This is a genomic window from Pueribacillus sp. YX66 (assembly GCF_041725775.1).
In the GTDB taxonomy this organism is placed as follows: Bacteria; Bacillota; Bacilli; order Bacillales; family UBA6769; genus Pueribacillus.
The window spans coordinates 21242-41348 of sequence record NZ_JBEUEL010000014.1; the positions used below are offsets into that span (position 1 = coordinate 21242).

Here is a 20107-nt window from a genome sequence, read left to right on the forward strand (position 1 = left end):
TGGTGGTGAAAGGTTATGAACCGTCTCGAAAAATTAAGAATTCATATGCGTTCGGAAAACATTGACGGCTTACTCATTACGAGTTCAAGCAATTTGAGGTATATGACGCATTTTACTGGTACGGCAGGAATGGCTCTAGTTACTAATACAGACGCTGTTTTTATTACTGATTTCCGCTATACTGAACAAGCGCGCGAGCAAGCGAAACATTACGAAGTAGTCGAACATAAAGGGAGTATTTTAGACGAATTAGCGAAACAAGTCGAACGATTACGTGTGGAGCGATTAGGATTTGAACAAGAACATGTGACGTTTTATACATACGAACAGTATCGGAAAAAATTAACGAGTGAATTAGTTCCAACGTCAAATTTGATTGAAAAACTAAGACTCGTTAAAGATGAGTCAGAAATTAAACGATTAAAAGATGCTGCCAAAATTGCGGATGATGCTTTTGAGTATATTCTATCTATGATTAAACCAGGCATTAGTGAACGAGCTGTTGCAAATGAGCTTGAATTTTTTATGCGAAAACATGGTGCAACATCGTCTTCTTTTGATATTATTGTCGCTTCGGGAACGAGATCCGCTCTTCCACATGGGGTTGCCAGTGATAAAGTAATCGAACGCGGAGAGTTAGTTACCCTTGATTTCGGGGCTTATTATAAGGGGTACTGCTCTGATCTTACGAGAACTATTGCTGTTGGTGAACCAGATCATAAGTTAAAAGAAATTTACGACATCGTGCTTAAAGCGCAAAAATTAGCTGTTGCGCAAATAAAACCAGGTATGTCTGGTAAAGAAGCTGACGCAATTGCGCGTAATTATATAAGCGACAATGGATATGGCGATTATTTCGGCCATTCGACAGGACACGGAATTGGACTTGATATCCATGAAGGACCTACACTTTCAATGAAAAGTACACATTTGCTTGAAAAAGGGATGGTAGTTACAATAGAACCTGGTATTTATTTATCAGGAGTTGGCGGTGTAAGAATTGAAGATGATATTGTGTTAACGGAACATGGAAATGAACGTATAACTTACTCACCAAAAGATCTGATTATTTTATGACCGAATTGAGGAGGAACGATACGAATGATTTCAGTAAATGATTTTAAAACAGGGATGACGATAAAAGTAGATGGCGGTATTTGGCAAGTGATGGAATTTCAACATGTGAAACCTGGAAAAGGTGCAGCCTTTGTTCGTTCGAAGCTACGTAATTTACGGAATGGTTCAATTCAAGAAAAAACGTTTCGTGCGGGGGAAAAAGTAGAAAGAGCTCATATAGAAAATCGGAGAATGCAATATTTATATGCGAGTGGTGATACGCATGCGTTTATGGATACTGAAACATACGAGCAAACAGAATTACCAGCTTCTCAACTTGAATACGAATTAAACTTTCTTAAAGAAAATATGGAAGTCCATATTCGTACATATGAAGGAGAAACACTTGGAGTGGAACTTCCAAATACAGTTGAGTTGGAAGTAGTTAAAACAGAACCCGGTATTAAAGGTGATACAGCGAGTGGAGGCTCAAAACCTGCTGAACTAGAAACAGGTTACGTTGTACAAGTTCCACTTTTCGTTAATGAAGGCGATCGCCTTATTATTGATACAACAAAAGGGGAGTATATTTCAAGGGCATAATATTATAAGAATGATGATTGAGGAGACTTTCTGCAAATGCAGGAAGTCTTTTTTTATGTGTCTTTTCATAGGCTCTAATACAAGCTTGCCAAATGGAATGAAGATGAAAGGAAGAAGATGATGAAGGTCTTTCGTAACTTTCAAACTCAACTTGAACCTGGTTTATTTGGAATGGTTCTCCTCCGAGTCATTTCATCAATGATAGAACTTACTGCAGCGATTGCTATGTTTTATTTCAATGATATAAGAAAAGCATTAGTGATTAATTCCTTTTTAGCCGTTGTCGGACCATTAGTATTTATATCAGCGACATCAATCGGGCTTATTAGCGTAGCTAATACCGTTTCCTTTGGGAAACTATCCCTCATCATTATTGGAGTGATCTTTATCCTTATCGGAATTTTAAAATAATGGAAAGGTATAATTTGTCCACTTAATCATAAAGTTTACTATACAGAATGCCGAATGAATACGAGCAGATTGAGGGATAAAGATGGACGAAATATTGCAAATTTTACCTAAAGCTATCCATTCTTTACTCATAAAAACATCGCCAACATTTTTTAGAAAAATTGAAGAGATTCGCGTTCGTGTCGATCGTCCGTTGGAAATTATAGTTGAAGGAAAACCATACTATCCTAAACTACATAACGAGCAGTATATCGTAACAATGGAAGATAGTGTTCATCTCATAAATAAGCTTAGTAATTTTTCATTATACGCTTTTGAAGAAGAATTAAAGAGGGGTTATATTACGATTAAAGGCGGACATCGGATCGGATTGGCTGGCAAAGTAACGATTGAACAAGGAAAAGTGAAAGCAATTAAAGAGATTAGCTCGTACAACATTCGTATCGCAAGGGAAAAAGTCGGAATCGCAGAAACGTATATACCGTATTTATATGAACGTAGATGGTTAAACACGTTAATTATCGGAGCACCCCAAACAGGAAAAACAACGTTGCTTAGAGATATTGCGAGAGTGATTAGCTGTGGTCATCAGCGGTATAACGTCCCATCAAAAAAGGTAGGAATCGTTGATGAACGAAGTGAAATTGCGGGTTCAATTAAGGGGGTTCCGCAACACCAGTTAGGCCATCGTGTTGACATTCTTGATGCATGCCCAAAAGCTGAAGGAATTATGATGATGATCCGTTCGATGAGTCCGGACGTCATTATCGTTGACGAGATTGGGAGAAAAGAAGATTGCGATGCGATTATCGAGGCATTGAATGCAGGAGTGCAAATGATTATGACGATTCATGCGAATCGTTTAGAAGATATTCATTTACGTCCGATGCTGAAACCAATAATGGAAAGTCATATATTTGACCGGTTCGTTGAATTAGCTCGAAGTGAAACACCAGGTATTGTGAAAGCGATTCGTGATCAAAACGGAAAACATTTATTTCCACAAAAAAAGGAACGATCAAGATGAAATGGATCGGAGCGATATTCATCATTATGGCAACATCATGGGCTGGAGTTACCGCAGCGAAACAATATCGTGAGCGAACGAGACAAGTCCGTCAATTAAAAGTGGCATTACAGACACTTGAAGCAGAGATTGTTTACGGTTTAACACCGTTAAATGAAGCATCAAAAAAAATTGCAACGATGATCACCTATCCGTTATCAGAGTTTTTCTTACGGTTTGCTGAAAAGCTTTCCGAAGGAAATCGAATCGTTCCAGAAGCATGGAGCGACGCATTAAATGAAACGATTCCGATGATGAGTTTAGGTAAAAGTGAACTTGAAATTTTAAAACAATTCGGTTCAACACTCGGTCAGCATGATCGTGAGCATCAACAAAAGCAAATTCGTCTTACGCTCCTTCATTTAGAGAAAGAGGAAGCAGAAGCGAAAGATGAGCAAGTTCGCTATGAAAAAATGATGAAAAGTTTAGGTTTACTAGGAGGTTTACTTATTGTCATTTTATTAATTTGAATAAGTAGTAGCGATGGAGGGGAAAGAATGCCAAGTGACGTCAATATCATTTTTCAAATCGCTGGAATAGGGATTGTTGTCGCCATGTTGCATACCGTCCTAAAACAGATGGGGAAAGAGGAATACGCTCATTGGGTGACATTAATTGGTTTTATCGTCGTTTTATTTATCGTCATTACAATTTTGGATGATTTGTTTCATAAAATTAGGGGCGTTTTTCTTTTTCGAAGTTAGGAGGTGGAAGCGATTGAAGTCATGCAAATTACAGGAATCGGCTTAATCGCGACATTCCTCATTTTAATTTTAAAAGAACAAAAACCTGTTTTTGCCTTTGCGGTTACTGTCATTGTCGGTGCGATTATTTTTGTTTTTCTTATCGATCAAATTCAAGAAATCTTTCAGTTACTCAATAAGTTAGCCGTTGACGCAAACATTAACATCGTGTATGTCGAAACGATTTTAAAAATTATAGGAATTGCTTATATCGCCGAATTCGGTGCTCAAATTACGAAAGATGCTGGACAAGGTGCAATTGCTTCTAAAATCGAATTGGCGGGAAAAGTTATTATTATCGGCCTAGCGATTCCAATTTTAAAAGTCATCATCGAAACAGTCCTTAGCTTATTACCTACTTAACGCACGGGGGTTTCACGATGGAAATTGAACAAAAATCGATAAGAAAAATGCTCATATTTATTTATCTTTTTTTACTGTTATTTCCTTTTATCAGCCAAGTTAATGCGAATGAATTGACTAATAATGAAGACGAAGCAGAAGCAGAAGACATTGATTCTATCGTACACGAGCAAATTGATTCACTTGAATTAGAAGATATAAAAAATTTTTGGGATAGCATCGTCACTGATTATGGGGGCTTTTTACCTGAAAGCCAAAAAGGGTCATTTATGGATTTTGTAAAAGGGGACAAGTCATTTTCTTTTCAACAATGGATAATCGGAGGAATAAAATTTTTATTTTATGAACTGATTGCAAATGGTAAATTACTCGGTTCATTAATTTTATTAGCGGTGTTTGCTGCTGTTTTACAAACGATACAAAATGCTTTTGAATTCCGCACAGTGAGCAAGGTTGCATATTCGATCACTTATATGGTGCTCGTTATAATCGCTTTAAATAGCTTTCATATTGCAGTTAATTATGCTGAAGACGCAATTCAAAATATGATGAGTTTTATGGTTGCACTTATTCCGTTGCTTCTCGCTCTACTCGCATCACTCGGGAACTTAATATCCGTCGGTTTTTTTCATCCGCTCATCGTTTTTCTTATTAATACGAGTAGTTTAATAGTGATGAAAATTGTACTTCCGTTACTTTTTTTATCGGCACTACTTCTCGTTGTTAGCTCGTTAACAGAACATTATAAAGTGACAAAACTTGCAAATTTATTGCGAAATATCGGTTTAGGTGTTTTAGGTGTTTTCTTTGCATTATTTTTAGGTGTTATTTCGATTCAAGGGGCATCAAGTGCAGTTGCTGACGGTATTACTATTCGGACGGCAAAATTTTTTGCAGGAAATTTTATTCCCGTCGTTGGAAGAATGTTTACGGATGCAACCGATACGATTATGAGTGCATCGCTCCTATTAAAAAATATGATTGGACTAGCTGGTGTCGTCATTTTATTACTTCTAGCATTTTTTCCGGCAATAAAAGTGTTAGCAATCTCGTTAATTTTTCACGTAGCTGGCGCAATTTTACAACCTTTAGGTGGTGGACCGATAGTTGAAAGTTTAGACGTCATTGGTAAAAGTATTTTGTATATTTTCGTTGCTCTAGCGGTCGTTTCCTTAATGTTTTTTCTAACAATTACCATTATGATTGGAATCGGAAATGCTGCATATATGATGCGATAGTGGAGGAGAGACGTAGTATGCAATTGTTAAATGAATGGATTGGAAACATTGTCATATTCATATTAGTTGCAGTTATTATGGAATTGCTTGTACCAAACACACAGCTACAGAAGTATGTAAAAATGGTCGTCGGTTTATTACTCATTCTTTTGTTGCTCTCTCCGCTATTAAATGTATTTTCGACCGATCCCGATAAAATATTTGATTCGATAAAAATAGAGGAAACCATTTCTGAAGATTTTTTTGAAAAAAACATGAATAAACAGAAAAAAGAAATACAAGCTACTCAATCTGCATATATTGAAGAACAGATGGCTGTCCAAATGAAACGACAAGTAGAAGAGGAGTTGATGGAACGCTATGAGTTGAGTATTGAACAGTTAACAATTCAATTGAATACAGACCTCCAACAAAATTATGAAAATATTAAAATGGTTCATGCAGTGATGAAAAAACTAGATGATAACAACGTAAAAAAAGTGGCGCGTGTAGAAAAAGTGTACATTGGAAGTAAACCTTCGGTAAAAACAAATGAAAATCGAATCGAACAAGAAATAAAGGACTTTTTAGCAAACGAATGGGACATTGAACAAGAGAAACTCATAATTGACATAGATGGAAGGGAACGTTCGTGAAAAAGGAAGAAGTAAAAAACAAATTTAAAAAGTTATTTAATCACCCAGATAACAAACAAAGCAATAAAAAATTGAACTCTTATTTCTACTTACTTATTGGCTCAGGTATTATCATCATGATTTTGAGTAATGTCACTTCAGTTTTTCAACCAAATGACAACGAACGTGCTGTTGATTTAGGTTCTAGAGCAGCAGAGGATGAAGAGGTTTCTGCAAATCAGTCTTCCAGTCCTTCCTCTATCATGGAATATGAGAAATATTACGAATCACAATTAAAAGAAATTTTGTCTGATGTTATCGGGGTTTCAAATGTATCAGTAAAAGTGAATGTCGCATCAACAGAAAAGAAAGTACATGAGAAAAATAGACGAAACGAAAAACAAGTAACGGAAGAAAACGATCAAGAAGGTGGAACAAGAACGATAGAAAACCACTCAATTGATGAGGAAGTTGTTATCGTGCAAGACGGAGATAATGACAAGCCCATAACAGTTGCAAGTGAAAAACCAAAAGTAACCGGGGTTATCGTCGTTGCACAAGGGGCTGAACGTCTACAAGTGAAACAACAAATTATTGAAGCTGTTACGAGATTTCTTCACGTCCCAAGTCATCAAGTTTCGGTTTTGCCGAAAAAAATAAAGGAGGAATGACAATGGTTTTAAAAAAACAAACGGCGTGGTTATTAACGATGTTAAGTTTAATCATCGTTTTGTCAGTGTATTATATTTTTTCCCCAGGTGAGTCGCCTACAAATGTTGCATATATGGAGAAAGAAGAAGTGAATCAGTCTGATGATGATGCAGTAGAAACGGCAGAAGAAAATCTGGACGGTTTAGAAGAAGTAAACAGTGAAACGAACGTCGCAAGTGATGAAACATTTGCGGCACTACGAATAAAAATAAACGAAGCTCGTGATAAACAACTGGCGCAATATCAAGAAGTTGTCGCTTCTGGGGAAGTTTCAGCAGAGATGAAAAGTGAAGCCTATGCAAAAATGGAACAATTGAATGATCAGTCAACACAAATTAACGTATTAGAAAGCTTACTAACAAACCAATTCGGTTTTGAAGATGTCATTGTAAATCCGATTGATTCTCGAAACTTTAATGTTATCGTAAAAGCCGATACCCTTTCGAATAAAGAGGCGAATGAAATCATGCGTAAAACAGTTGAACATTTAGGTGATGGAATTGTTACAGTTGAATATACGCCTTAAGCCAAGGAAATGACCTTGGCTTTCATTTATTTTACAAGTGAACTATAAAATGTAAAGCGCTTATGCTATAATGATCCAAGAATTTTACTCAAACATCTGGCAATAAATTTGTATTTTAGAACGAAATAATTGAAGGGGTGATAGATATGTTTAAAATACAAGAAATTCGAGAAATCATTCGTTTAATTGATCAATCATCAATTAATGAATTTACTTATGAGAATGAAGGAACAACAATTACACTAAAAAAGAATAATGGTGTAGTTGCACCAGAATCTATTCAACAAGTTGCAGAGAATGAGTCTGTTCAATCACAATCATTACAATCCGTTGTTAAGACCGTTGAAACACAAGAGAAAAAAGAAAATATTGAAACAGTAAAAACGGAAGACCGTTTACAGGAAACGAATTTATTAAAGATTGAATCTCCGATGGTTGGAACGTTTTACGCAGCACCATCGCCAGAAGAACCGCCTTACGTTCAAATTGGTGATAAAGTTAAAGAAGATTCAATCGTCTGTATCGTCGAAGCGATGAAGCTCTTTAACGAAATCGAAGCCGAAATGAAAGGTGAGATTGTTGAAATTCTTGTGGAGAATGGTCAACTTGTTGAATATGGACAGCCGTTATTTCTCGTTAAACCGGAATGAGGGGATACGAAAGTATGAAAATAAAAAAAGTATTAATTGCAAATCGTGGTGAAATAGCTGTTCGAATTATTCGTGCGTGCAAAGAGCTAGATATTGAAACGGTCGCTGTTTATTCGCAAGCGGATAAAGATGCATTACACGTTCGGTTAGCTGATGAAGCATACTGTATTGGTCCGACAGCATCAAAAGATAGTTACTTAAATTATACGAACATTATGAGCATCGCAACGTTAACTGGTGTCGATGCCATTCATCCAGGATATGGCTTTTTAGCAGAGAATGCAGATTTTGCAGAGATTTGCAGAGAATGTAATGTGACATTCATCGGTCCTAGTCCTGAGGCCATTACAAAAATGGGTACGAAAGATGTCGCGCGCTCTACGATGAAAGAAGCGGGAGTTCCAATTGTACCAGGCTCCGAAGGAGTCATTGAAAATCTGGATGAAGCGATAGCGATAGCGAAAGACATTGGATATCCTGTTATTATTAAAGCAACAGCTGGTGGCGGAGGTAAAGGTATTCGGGTTGCAAAAAACGAAAAAGAACTTATAAAAGGAATAACAATTACGCAACAAGAAGCCGAGACAGCATTCGGGAATCCTGGTGTTTATCTAGAAAAATACATAGAGGATTTTCGTCACGTGGAAATCCAAGTACTTGCTGATCATTACGGAAATACAATTCACCTCGGAGAACGGGATTGTTCCATCCAACGTCGTTTACAAAAGCTTGTTGAAGAAACACCTTCTCCAGCTTTAAACGAAGAAAAACGTAAAGAAATGGGAGAGGCTGCAGTTAGAGCTGCTAAAGCGGTTCACTATTCAGGCGCAGGAACGATCGAGTTTATTTATGATAAAGATGGGAATTTTTATTTTATGGAGATGAATACGCGCATTCAAGTTGAACATCCTGTAACTGAGATGGTCACTGGAGTTGACCTCATTAAACAACAAATCCTCATCGCTGCAGGTGAAGAACTTACAATAAAACAGGAAGACGTCACATTAAATGGTTGGTCAATCGAATGCCGTATTAATGCGGAAGATCCAAATAAAAAGTTTATGCCTTCACCTGGAAAAGTAGAGATGTACTTACCGCCAGGAGGATTTGGTGTTCGAGTTGATTCTGCCGTATATCCCAGCTATGAAATATCACCTTTTTATGATTCAATGGTTGCAAAATTAATTACACACGGTGCAACACGTGAAGAAGCGATGGCAAGAATGAAACGAGCACTTGAAGAATTTGTCATTGATGGTGTTAAGACGACAATTCCTTTTCATATTAGATTGTTTAACCACGAAAAGTTTATTGAAGGTGATTTCAATACAAAATTTCTGGATATGTATGATTTAACAGATAAAGCGGATGAAGAGGTGGCAAAACGAGATGGTTCATGAAAATTATGAAACGGATGCGCTTGGAAAAGTAGAAATTTCCCCAGAAGTAATTGAAGTGATTGCAGCGATTGCAGCTTCAGACGTTGAAGGCGTTGCAGCCATGCGTGGAAACTTTGCAACAGGCGTTGCCGAAAGGTTTGGACGTAAATCACACCGAAAAGGGGTTAAAGTAGATCTTACAGAACACGGAATCATCCTTGACGTGTATGTTGTCGTAGAGTATGGATATTCAATCCCAACTGTCGGTCAAGAAATTCAATCAAACATTAGACAAGAATTACAAAATATGACTGCACTCGATGTAAATGAGATAAACATTCATGTTGTTGGTATTCAATTTGAACAAAAAGATAATTTTATGAGTGAAGATTATTAAAAAAATCAAAGGACATTCTTCCTTTGATTTTTTATAATTAAAATAGATGTTTTCAAGTCACTCAATTACGTTCAACTAACGCATCTGATGTTAACTTTAAAGACGCGTTAAACGATGAAAAGGAGAAAGAACATTGAATAGAAGAACTGCACGTGAGAAAACGATCCAAGTCTTATTTCAATATGATGTAAGTAATATTGATGTTCAAGAAGCGAAAGAATACGTCTTGGATGACGGGCGAACTGATCCTTTTTTTGAACGCTTAGTGAGTGGTACGATGACGCAGCTTAATAAAATCGACGAACTCATTAAAAAACATTTAGAAAAATGGAGTTTTGAGCGGATCGCGAATGTCGATCGAGCGATTTTGCGTTTAGCTGTTTACGAGTTACTATACGAAGAGGAAATACCGGTAAGTGTGACCGTTAATGAAGCAGTTGAACTTGCAAAAACATTTGGCGGTGAAGATTCGAACCGTTTCATCAACGGAGTATTGTCGAAAATTATGGAGGAAGAAAAATGACAGCACAAATAATTAATGGAAAAGAACTTTCACAGAAAAAACGCGAAGAAATGAAAATCGAAGTTGAAACATTAAGGAAACAAGGAATCACACCTGGGTTAGCTGTAATTATCGTTGGAACCGATCCAGCTTCACAAACGTATGTAAGAGGGAAACAACGAGCTTGTGAAGAAATTGGGATACAATCACTTTTAATTGAGATGAAAGAAAGTACGACAGAAGCGCAACTAATAGCAAAAATAGATGAATTAAATAAAGAAGACTCAATTGACGGTATTTTAGTCCAGCTACCACTACCATCACAAATAAACGAACAAGCAATTATCGAAAAAATCTCACCGAATAAGGACGTTGATGGATTTCACCCGATTAACATCGGAAGAATGATGACGGGACAAGATTGTTTTTTACCATGCACTCCTCATGGGATTATTGAAATGGTAAAATCAAAACAAATTGACATCGAAGGTAAACATGTCGTTGTTGTAGGTCGTAGTAACATTGTCGGAAAGCCTGTTGGACAACTATTCCTAAACGAACATGCAACAGTTACTTACTGTCATTCGAGAACAAATGACTTGAAAGCTTATACTTCTCAGGCGGATATTTTAATTGCAGCAGCAGGAAAACAACATTTGATTCAAGGTGAGTATGTCAAACGAGGAGCAACAGTCATTGACGTTGGGATTCATCGTCTAGAAAATGGGAAATTAACTGGAGATGTAAACTTTGATGAAGTGAAAGAAAAAGCGGCGTATATTACGCCAGTCCCGGGCGGAGTCGGTCCAATGACGATTACAATGCTTTTACACAATACAATTCAATCTGCAAAGCGATTCCGAGCATAATAATAATAGTGAGTATTCAAAAGACGTACAACGAGACACAAGTGTCACCTTATACAAGAACGACCTACCCCATCCATCCGAAAGTATTGCTCGCTGAACGAATTGTGTTATATAAAGGAGCTAATTTTGCTAAGGTAGCAATACAAAAGCAAATTAGCAAAGTGATGAACTGTGTCTTTGAATAACCTTTTTAAGGATAGTGATCCGAGATGGAGCAAGAACAATATTTAACAATTACAGCGTTAACACGATACATTAAACGACAATTTGATCGGGATACACTTTTAAATAACGTATGGGTTCGCGGTGAAATTTCGAATTTCAAACTACATTCACGAGGACATATGTACTTTACTCTTAAAGATGAAAATGCACGTATCCAAAGCGTCATGTTTGCAGGTAATAACCGTTCATTGCAATTTAGACCTGAGGACGGAATGAAAGTACTTGTTCGAGGGGACGTAACAGTTTATGAGCCGTACGGTCAATATCAACTTTATGCTAGAGAAATGCAACCTGATGGCATCGGTGCCCTTTTTTTAGCCTTTGAAAAATTGAAGCAAAAACTTGAAGAGGAAGGGTTATTTGCAACAGAAGTAAAGAAACCATTACCGCGGTACCCTAGAGAAATAGGTGTTATCACATCTCGAACAGGAGCAGCAGTACGCGATATTTTTACCACTATCAAACGGCGTTATCCGATTGCCAAAATCACATTATTTCCAGTCGATGTTCAAGGTGAATTTGCTGCACCATCGATTGCCAAAGCGATCCAAATGGCGAACATGCTGAACAAACATGACGTATTAATCGTTGGACGCGGTGGTGGATCTATCGAAGATTTATGGCCATTTAACGAAGAAGCTGTTGCCCGTAGTATTTTTTCTTCAACGATCCCGATTATATCTGCAGTCGGTCATGAAACTGATTTTACAATTGCTGATTTTGTAGCAGATGTCCGAGCGGCAACACCGACAGCAGCTGCGGAACTTGCGGTTCCACAACTCACTGAGATTCACGAAAAAGTTTTTGAACGGCAAGGTAGGCTAATACGTGCAGTAATGAACAGGTTACAATTTGAAAAAAAGCGGTTAACCCATTTACAACATTCGTATGCTTTTCGATATCCACTACAACTAATCAGACAAAAAAATCAAGATTTGGATCGGTTACTTGAACGGTTAAGACGTGAGATGAACGTTCAAGTTGAAAGAAAGGTTGAAAAGTGGAAAAATATTGATCAACAAATTCGTCATAAACATCCGAAACGTTTACTTATCGAAGCAAAAGAACAAAGAATGCAGATTACGAAACGATTAATCCGCGAAATGAAACAGCGTCATAAAGAAAGTATGATGGATTTTCAACAAAACATCTCAAAACTTTCAGCTCTGAGTCCATTGAACGTTATGGAGAGGGGCTATAGTTTCATAACAAAAGAAGGACAAGTCGTAAATTCAATAAAAAATGTACAATTAAGTGATATGATTAAAGTTAATTTAAAAGACGGCCAATTGGATTGTCATGTATGGGGAATGGAGGAGTCAAAAAATGAGTGATAACCGAAACTCACCTAAAACATTTGAACAAGAAATGGAAGAATTAGAAACGATTGTTGAACGTCTAGAGGATGGCGAAGTAGCGCTTGAAGAAGCCATTTCACTCTTTAAAACAGGAATGGAATTATCAAAAAGTTGTCATGATAAGTTACAATCAATTGAAAAACAATTAGATCAAATGATCGATGAAGATGGAGAAATTATTCCCTTTCAAATTCAGGAGGAAGAATGACTTTACAGCATAAAGAAAACGACATCACCCTTTATTTAAATAATGTTAGAAAGCAAATTAATCAACATCTTGCAAAATTAATTTCTAAATTAGAAGGTCCAAAAACGTTAATAGATGCGATGACATATTCGCTTTCAGCTGGTGGCAAGCGAATTCGACCTATTTTACTACTTGCAACGATTGACGCGTTTGGAGAGCGAACTGAGAAAGGACTAACCGTCGCATGCGCAATTGAAATGTTGCATACATACTCATTAATTCACGATGATTTACCAGCAATGGATGATGATGATTTAAGAAGAGGTAAGCCGACGAATCACAAAGTTTTCGGTGAGGCGTTTGCTATACTAGCTGGAGATGCACTATTAACACATAGCTTTGAACTCATTTCTTCATTAAATGAAGCAGATATTTCGAGTGACATGCAAGTGGAGTTAGTCAGACGTTTAGCACTAGCAACAGGTCCAGAAGGCATGGTAGGTGGACAAGCAGAAGATTTAATTGCTGAAAATAACCCTCATTTAACTGTAGAAGAATTAGAAAATATCCATTTCAATAAAACAGGCCAACTCATAATATATTCTGTCATAGCTGGTGCAATTTTATCAGGAGCGAGTATGGCGCAAATGCAGGAATTAGAACAGTTTGCCTATCATTTAGGTATTGCTTTCCAAATACAAGATGACATTTTAGATGTTGAAGGCGACATCCAAAAAACTGGCAAGCCGATCGGCAGTGATTACCAAAATGAAAAAGGGACATATCCAAAATTATTAACGATAGATGGTGCGAAAAGAAGGTTAACAGAGCATATAGAAAGTGGTTTGCAATTTTTGCGTAATACAAATATAAATCATGATAAACTAGAGCAAATCGCAATGTATATAATAAATAGGGATAATTGAGTTCCACCTTATCGCATGATATAATAAAAGTATAAATCGGAGTGGTGCAGTATTCTAGTCAACCCTCCATTTCTGAAGGCGGGGCTAAAAATCCGCTAAAGGGCACATCGATGAAGTTCCTTGTGACGGCTTGAGGCGCCCAGCCTTGGGTCGATGCTGGGAGTTAAGGTTGTAGGGCGATCCACAAGGGCATGTGGGCGTTGACCCTGCTTCCGCGGAGGCCCATACTTGTGATGACCCGTACTCGAGACGGTCATGATGGGATGGGGTATGAACCTGTTTTGCAGGGAAACCTGCTAACAGCGTAGCCTGCCTTGCGTGGCGTAGTGGGGATAGTGAGTTACCGTTTATTCGAAATTTGACCGGTCATTCCGAATCGACGCTGTCACTTGAAACCTATGCTGCAAAAGAGGCTAGGAAATGGTAAAAGGTTGTTGAGGAAAACTCCTAGACTGTTCGACGTGACATTTAAAAGGGATTATAGTACGGACTAAGTGGTAATCCAGTCCGGCGTATGGCGACAACGTCGATATCGCTTTAAAGGGAAACCGCCAAGGTGGTAACGCCTCGGTAGTGATATGGGAAAACCTACTGGACCTAAGCCGTAGTTTTTACCTTTTAAATGACCACTCCATACATAAATTGATCGTTTACGTTGTAAATGTTCTTTAAAAACAGAAGATATTAAGAGGAATATCGTCGGATTGGATGTAGAACGATAATGAGTAGCATATACTTAGCAATCATACCTCTTTAAGGAGAATATATGAAACTGCCTTTTGATAAATCAATCAACTGGAGTATAGGAATAGCCGTTATCACATTCGTGTTAGCGGCTCTTTTTTCAATCATATCTACTGCAATGTTAAGCGGGGTAACGTGGGCTGCAGGTATGGTTGTTGTTTTTTGTATTGTACTTATAGGCATATTTTTTGATATTATTGGTGTAGCTGCAACGGCTGCCCAAGAAAAGCCTTTTCACGCAATGGCTGCAGAAAAAGTTCCTGGTGCAAAGCAAGCGATAGTGATCTGTAGAAATGCTGATCGTGTTGCAAGCTTTTGTAATGATGTGATTGGTGACATATCAGGTATTGTCAGTGGAACAGCTTCTGCTATCGTTGTTATTCAATTGTCTTTTCAATTTGGACATGGAGATGGATCACTTTTTCAAACAATCGTCTCTATATTGTTCACAAGTGTCGTTGCTGCCACTACCGTCGGGGGAAAAGCATTTGGAAAAACGTACGCGATTCGCTATTCGAAAAATGTTATCTTTCAAGTAGGTCGATTGTTCTATATACTAGAAGACAAGCTAAAAATTAAAATAACCCCACGGCTTTTCAATACAAAAAGGCAGAAAACGAAATGAAAGTGAGGACAAACTGATGGATTTAAGAATGATTAAAGATCCCTCATTTTTGAAACATTACACGAATAAAGAATTAACGGCACTTGCCGACAAGATACGTTCATTTTTAATTGAAAAATTATCGGTCACTGGAGGTCATTTAGGACCGAACTTAGGAGTAGTTGAGCTTACGATTGCACTCCATAAAATGTTTGACAGCCCGAAAGACAAATTGATTTGGGATGTTGGTCATCAATCTTACGTTCATAAAATATTAACAGGTCGAGCAGATAAATTTGAGACGTTAAGAAAATATAAAGGCCTGTCAGGATTTCCTAAACGAAATGAAAGTGAACATGATTGTTGGGAAACAGGACATAGTTCAACTTCATTATCAGCATCGATGGGAATGGTCGTTGCAAGAGATTTACGTGGAACGAATGAACATGTTGTAGCCATTATAGGAGATGGAGCGCTCACAGGTGGAATGGCATTAGAAGCACTGAATCATATCGGCGATGAAAAGAAAAATTTAATCGTTGTGCTGAATGACAATGAAATGTCGATCGCACCTAACGTTGGAGCTTTACACAATATGCTTAGCCGCATGCGAACAGCAGGAAAGTATAATAAAGCAAAAGATGACATTGAATATTTAATGAAGAAAATTCCTGCCTTTGGAGGCAAAATTGCATCAGCAGCAGAAAGAGTAAAAGACAGTTTTAAATATTTACTCGTTCCCGGAATGTTTTTTGAAGAGCTTGGTTTTAAATATTTAGGGCCTGTCGATGGGCATAATTTTGATGATCTCATCGAAAATATGAGCTATGCAAAAAAAACTGCTGGCCCCGTTCTCATTCATGCAATTACGAAGAAAGGGAAAGGTTACTCACCAGCCGAAAATGACAAAATTGGAACATGGCATGGATTAGGTCCATACAAAATTGAAAGTGGAGAAGTCATTAAACAAGCGAGTAAAGGTCCTAGCTATAGTAACGTAGTTAGTGAAACATTACGCAAAATTGCAAGAAAAGATGAGAAAATTGTTGTTATTACTCCTGCAATGACAATTGGATCAAAGTTGGAAGGATTTGAAGAAGAATTTCCAGATCGACTTTTTGATGTCGGAATCGCTGAACAACATGCTGTCACCATGGCTGCAGGTTTAGCAATAGAAAATATGAAACCTGTTTTATCAATCTATTCGACTTTTTTACAGCGTGGATATGACCAGCTCGTTCATGATGTCTGCAGACAAAATCTGAATGTCGTTTTTGCAGTAGATCGGGCAGGCTTTGTTGGAGCTGACGGTGAAACACATCACGGTGTCTTTGACATTAACTTCATGAGACATATTCCTAATTTAACGATTTTGATGGCAAAGGACGAAAATGAACTTCAACATATGGTTTATACAGCTGTACAGCATGACGGGCCAATCGCTGTACGTTTTCCGCGCGGAAATGGATTAGGGATTAAAATGGATGAACAACTGAAAACGATACCGATAGGGAAGTGGGAAATATTACGTAATGGTTCAGACGTTGCATTGCTCTCCTTTGGTCCGATGTTACAAGAAGTTTTAAGTGCTGCTGAAGAATTGAAGAAGTACGGAATTTACGCTCGTGTCATTAATGCAAGAAGTATTAAACCATTAGATGAAGATATGCTAATTGAACTTGGCAATGAAGGTATTCCTATTGTTTCAATTGAAGAAGCCGTGTTACACGGTGGATTTGGCAGTGCAGTACTTGAATTTATGAGTAATCAAAAGTTCTCCTCAAATATCGAAAGGATTGGAATACCTGATGAATATATCGAACATGGCAGTGTTTCGGACTTATTAGCTGAAGTTGGCTTAACGAAACAACAGATCGTTGAGCGGGTAAAAACGATGGTTCAAAAACATTTGAGGGCTTTAAAAAATGGCTAAAAAAGAAAGAGTTGACATCCTACTCGTGAAAAAAGGCTTGTTTGAGTCTCGAGAACAAGCAAAGAGAGCTGTTATGGCAGGTACAGTTTTTATTGATGATCATCGGGTGGACAAACCCGGATTTAAAGCGAATCCTAAAGATGTCATTGTTGTCAAAGGTGAAAAACAAAAATACGTTGGTCGTGGTGGATTTAAGCTAGAAAAAGCAATTCAAAAGTTTAATTTAAATTTACATCATGTCGTAGCAATTGATATTGGAGCATCTACTGGTGGATTTACTGACTGCATGTTACAAAACGGTGTACGAAAAGTTTATGCTGTTGATGTTGGATACAATCAACTTGCATGGAAATTAAGACAAGATGATCGAGTCATCGTAAAAGAGCGTTATAATTTCCGCTATGCACAACAAGAAGATTTTCAACCTGATAAACCGACATTTGCTACGATTGATGTTTCGTTTATTTCGTTAAAGCTCATATTACCTCCACTGACTAAAATCATTAGTAATAACAGTTATGTTGTAGCATTAGTGAAACCACAATTTGAAGCTGGAAGGGAAGAAGTGGGAAAAAAAGGGATCGTGCGCGATATAAAAACGCACGTTCGTGTTTTACAAGAGTTAATTGAATTTTCACACGATCTTGGTTTTATCGTTTCTAATTTAACTCATTCGCCAATAACTGGAGGCGATGGAAACATTGAATTTTTAATGTTATTGGAATGGACGAACAATAAAAACAAAAATGAAACTTTTCCTTCTCCAGAAATGGTTGTACAACAAGCGCATGCGCAATTATTATAGGATAAGCAGTAGAGGTGAACCAACGTGACAAAAGGGCAACGCCATATAAAAATTAGAGAAATTATTACAAAGAAAGAAATTGAAACCCAAGATGAACTCGTAGATACGTTAAAAAGGGCTGGCTACAACGTTACACAAGCTACAGTATCAAGGGATATTAAAGAATTGCATTTAGTAAAAGTTCCTCTTCCCGACGGTAGATACAAGTACAGTCTACCAGCAGATAATCGTTTTAACCCATTACAAAAATTAAAAAGAACGCTCGTCGAAAGTTTCGTTAATATTGATTTCGCTGATCATTTAGTCGTATTAAAGACATTACCGGGAAATGCAAATGCTGTGGCTGCATTAATTGATAATTTAGATTGGGATGAAATTATGGGAACCATTAGTGGCGATGATACGATTTTAATCGTTTGTCGCAATAAAAAGCAAAGTGAAAAGGTGACGAATCGATTTTTACAAATGCTGTAATCATAAGGTGTGAGCACAGTGCTAGCTGAACTTTCTATAAAAAATTTTGCGATTATTGAACAAATGTCTTTATCGTTTGAGACGGGATTAACCGTTTTTACTGGTGAAACAGGGGCGGGTAAATCAATTATTATCGATGCCATTCAATTATTAGCGGGGGGAAGAGGCTCAGCGGAATTTGTACGATATGGTGAAAAAAAAGCTGAAATTGAAGGGTTATTTTTTGTTGATGACGAACACCGTGTTATTTCTATGTTAGCGGAACATGGGATTGAAACAACAGAAGGAACGATCGTTTTACAACGAGATATTTCTCACACAGGCAAAAGTATTTGCAGAATTAATCATAAACTCGTTACACTCAGTATTTTACGTTCTGTAGGTGCAATGCTTATTGATATTCACGGTCAGCACGAACATCAAAGTTTGATGCAAAAAGAAAACCATAGCGTTTTACTCGATAATTTTGGAAAAGATTCAATTCAGCCAGCTTTAACGAAATATGAAGCGTTGTATGATACATATACCAAACTAAAGTTGAAACAAAAAAGATTTTTAGAAAATGAGCAAAAGATGGCCCATCGTTTAGATTTAATTCGGTATCAATTAAAAGAAATTTATGATGCAGATTTGACGGTAGATGAAGACGTTCATTTAGAAGATGAAAAGTTAAAATTATCTAATTACGAAAAATTATATGATGCTCTCGGCTCAGCATATGAAGAACTATCTCAAGAAAATGGTGGACTATACTGGGTTGCAAATGCGATGAAGCACTTAGAAGATGTAAGTGGAATTGATAAAGAGCTTCACTCGATCTATGAAGCGGTAGCGAACAGCTTTTACGTATTGGAAGATGTTGTATTTCAACTCAAAAATAAATGGGATTCACTTGAATTTGATCCAGAACGACTTAATACGATCGAAAATCGCTTAAATCTAATTACGAATTTAAAACGTAAATATGGAGGAACAATTCAAGAAATTATTAACTACGCTAAGAAAATCGAAACTGAGCTCGATTCAATTACAAACCGTGAACAACATCTTGCTAAAATTGAAGAAAATTTGCAAAAAATAACGGACCAATTACAAACGACAGGAGAAAAATTGCGTAGAATTCGTAAACAAGTTGCAAAAACGTTATCAACATATATCCAAAAAGAATTAAAATCATTACATATGGATAAAACAAAAGTAAATATTCAGTTTTCTCCTTTAGATAATTATACAAAAAATGGCTTGGATGAGATTGAATTTTATATTTCAACGAATCCTGGAGAACCACTAAAACCACTTGCAAAAATTGCATCGGGTGGGGAACTCTCCCGGATTATGCTTGCATTAAAAACAATTTTTTCTAACAATGAAGGAACAACTTCAATTATTTTTGACGAGGTTGACACGGGAGTGGGAGGGCGAGTGGCGCAAGCGATGGCTGAAAAGATTCAAAAGCTCTCTTTAACGTCACAAGTATTTTGCATCACTCATTTACCTCAAGTTGCTGCGACTGCTGATCATCACCTGTTTATTTCAAAACAAACAACAGATGAAAACCGTACAATAACAAATGTTATTCGCTTAAACGCTGATGAAAAAGTGAAGGAAGTCGCGAGAATGATTTCAGGTGTAAAAATGACTAATTTGACAAAACAACATGCAGAAGAATTAATCGAGCTGGCATCAAAAATAAAACACAATTCAAGAAAAGCTATCCAATAAA

Annotated in this window: 24 protein-coding genes; all 24 read left to right on the top strand. The window is 37.2% G+C overall.

Annotation, left to right across the window (positions count from 1 at the left end):
• The first annotated feature begins 15 nt into the window (after positions 1–15).
• Positions 16–1077, top strand: coding sequence for a M24 family metallopeptidase (locus ABU914_RS07995; RefSeq protein ID WP_379669213.1), 1062 nt, complete (start codon positions 16–18; stop codon positions 1075–1077).
• Between the two features lie 24 nt (positions 1078–1101).
• On the top strand, positions 1102–1659 hold the full coding sequence (gene efp / locus ABU914_RS08000) for an elongation factor P (protein WP_379669214.1): 558 nt from the start codon (positions 1102–1104) through the stop codon (positions 1657–1659).
• Positions 1660–1776: 117 nt separating this feature from the next.
• Entirely contained in the window at positions 1777–2070 is a 294-nt protein-coding gene (locus ABU914_RS08005; RefSeq protein ID WP_379669215.1) for a YqhV family protein, read from the top strand.
• Between the two features lie 82 nt (positions 2071–2152).
• Positions 2153–3097, top strand: coding sequence for a stage III sporulation protein AA (gene spoIIIAA / locus ABU914_RS08010; RefSeq protein WP_379669216.1), 945 nt, complete (start codon positions 2153–2155; stop codon positions 3095–3097).
• Positions 3094–3606 carry a stage III sporulation protein SpoIIIAB gene (gene spoIIIAB, locus ABU914_RS08015; protein WP_379669217.1) on the top strand — a complete coding sequence of 171 codons (513 nt, stop codon included), beginning with the start codon at positions 3094–3096 and terminating at the stop codon, positions 3604–3606. The genes spoIIIAA and spoIIIAB overlap by 4 nt, the downstream gene beginning before the upstream one ends.
• Before the next feature lie 27 nt (positions 3607–3633).
• A complete protein-coding gene (spoIIIAC, locus tag ABU914_RS08020) occupies positions 3634–3840 on the top strand; it encodes a stage III sporulation protein AC (protein ID WP_379669218.1) in 207 nt (68 codons plus the stop codon).
• A gap of 21 nt (positions 3841–3861) precedes the next feature.
• A complete protein-coding gene (gene spoIIIAD / locus ABU914_RS08025; RefSeq protein ID WP_379669266.1) occupies positions 3862–4242 on the top strand; it encodes a stage III sporulation protein AD in 381 nt (126 codons plus the stop codon).
• 17 nt (positions 4243–4259) lie between these two features.
• Entirely contained in the window at positions 4260–5480 is a 1221-nt protein-coding gene (spoIIIAE, locus tag ABU914_RS08030) for a stage III sporulation protein AE (RefSeq protein ID WP_379669219.1), read from the top strand.
• 17 nt (positions 5481–5497) lie between these two features.
• On the top strand, positions 5498–6115 hold the full coding sequence (spoIIIAF, locus tag ABU914_RS08035; protein WP_379669220.1) for a stage III sporulation protein AF: 618 nt from the start codon (positions 5498–5500) through the stop codon (positions 6113–6115).
• Complete coding sequence (spoIIIAG, locus tag ABU914_RS08040; RefSeq protein WP_379669221.1) at positions 6112–6765, top strand: stage III sporulation protein AG; 654 nt, start codon at positions 6112–6114, stop codon at positions 6763–6765. Before spoIIIAF ends, spoIIIAG begins: the two co-directional genes overlap by 4 nt.
• A gap of 2 nt (positions 6766–6767) precedes the next feature.
• Positions 6768–7331 carry a SpoIIIAH-like family protein gene (locus tag ABU914_RS08045; protein ID WP_379669222.1) on the top strand — a complete coding sequence of 188 codons (564 nt, stop codon included), beginning with the start codon at positions 6768–6770 and terminating at the stop codon, positions 7329–7331.
• Between the two features lie 146 nt (positions 7332–7477).
• A complete protein-coding gene (accB, locus tag ABU914_RS08050; RefSeq protein WP_379669223.1) occupies positions 7478–7981 on the top strand; it encodes an acetyl-CoA carboxylase biotin carboxyl carrier protein in 504 nt (167 codons plus the stop codon).
• 14 nt (positions 7982–7995) lie between these two features.
• Entirely contained in the window at positions 7996–9381 is a 1386-nt protein-coding gene (gene accC / locus ABU914_RS08055; protein ID WP_379669224.1) for an acetyl-CoA carboxylase biotin carboxylase subunit, read from the top strand.
• Entirely contained in the window at positions 9371–9757 is a 387-nt protein-coding gene (locus ABU914_RS08060) for an Asp23/Gls24 family envelope stress response protein (RefSeq protein ID WP_379669225.1), read from the top strand. Before accC ends, ABU914_RS08060 begins: the two co-directional genes overlap by 11 nt.
• A 133-nt stretch (positions 9758–9890) precedes the next feature.
• On the top strand, positions 9891–10280 hold the full coding sequence (gene nusB, locus ABU914_RS08065) for a transcription antitermination factor NusB (protein WP_379669226.1): 390 nt from the start codon (positions 9891–9893) through the stop codon (positions 10278–10280).
• Entirely contained in the window at positions 10277–11128 is an 852-nt protein-coding gene (gene folD / locus ABU914_RS08070; protein ID WP_379669227.1) for a bifunctional methylenetetrahydrofolate dehydrogenase/methenyltetrahydrofolate cyclohydrolase FolD, read from the top strand. The genes nusB and folD overlap by 4 nt, the downstream gene beginning before the upstream one ends.
• Positions 11129–11337: 209 nt before the next feature.
• On the top strand, positions 11338–12687 hold the full coding sequence (gene xseA, locus ABU914_RS08075; protein ID WP_379669228.1) for an exodeoxyribonuclease VII large subunit: 1350 nt from the start codon (positions 11338–11340) through the stop codon (positions 12685–12687).
• Positions 12680–12919 (top strand): exodeoxyribonuclease VII small subunit, encoded by a 240-nt coding sequence (locus ABU914_RS08080; RefSeq protein WP_379669229.1) that lies wholly within the window; start codon positions 12680–12682, stop codon positions 12917–12919. Before xseA ends, ABU914_RS08080 begins: the two co-directional genes overlap by 8 nt.
• The gene (locus ABU914_RS08085) at positions 12916–13824 is read left to right on the top strand and encodes a polyprenyl synthetase family protein (RefSeq protein ID WP_379669230.1); all 909 of its coding nucleotides are present in this window, start codon (positions 12916–12918) and stop codon (positions 13822–13824) included. The genes ABU914_RS08080 and ABU914_RS08085 overlap by 4 nt, the downstream gene beginning before the upstream one ends.
• A gap of 766 nt (positions 13825–14590) precedes the next feature.
• Positions 14591–15193 carry a hypothetical protein gene (locus ABU914_RS08090; RefSeq protein WP_379669231.1) on the top strand — a complete coding sequence of 201 codons (603 nt, stop codon included), beginning with the start codon at positions 14591–14593 and terminating at the stop codon, positions 15191–15193.
• Between the two features lie 16 nt (positions 15194–15209).
• Positions 15210–17105 carry a 1-deoxy-D-xylulose-5-phosphate synthase gene (gene dxs, locus ABU914_RS08095; RefSeq protein ID WP_379669232.1) on the top strand — a complete coding sequence of 632 codons (1896 nt, stop codon included), beginning with the start codon at positions 15210–15212 and terminating at the stop codon, positions 17103–17105.
• Positions 17098–17910, top strand: a complete 813-nt coding sequence (locus ABU914_RS08100; RefSeq protein WP_379669233.1) for a TlyA family RNA methyltransferase — start codon at positions 17098–17100, stop codon at positions 17908–17910. The genes dxs and ABU914_RS08100 overlap by 8 nt, the downstream gene beginning before the upstream one ends.
• A 24-nt stretch (positions 17911–17934) precedes the next feature.
• On the top strand, positions 17935–18384 hold the full coding sequence (gene ahrC / locus ABU914_RS08105; protein WP_379669234.1) for a transcriptional regulator AhrC/ArgR: 450 nt from the start codon (positions 17935–17937) through the stop codon (positions 18382–18384).
• Positions 18385–18402: 18 nt separating this feature from the next.
• Positions 18403–20106: a DNA repair protein RecN gene (gene recN / locus ABU914_RS08110; protein ID WP_379669235.1), complete on the top strand. Its 1704-nt coding sequence runs from the start codon at positions 18403–18405 to the stop codon at positions 20104–20106.
• The last annotated feature ends 1 nt before the right edge of the window (position 20107 follow it).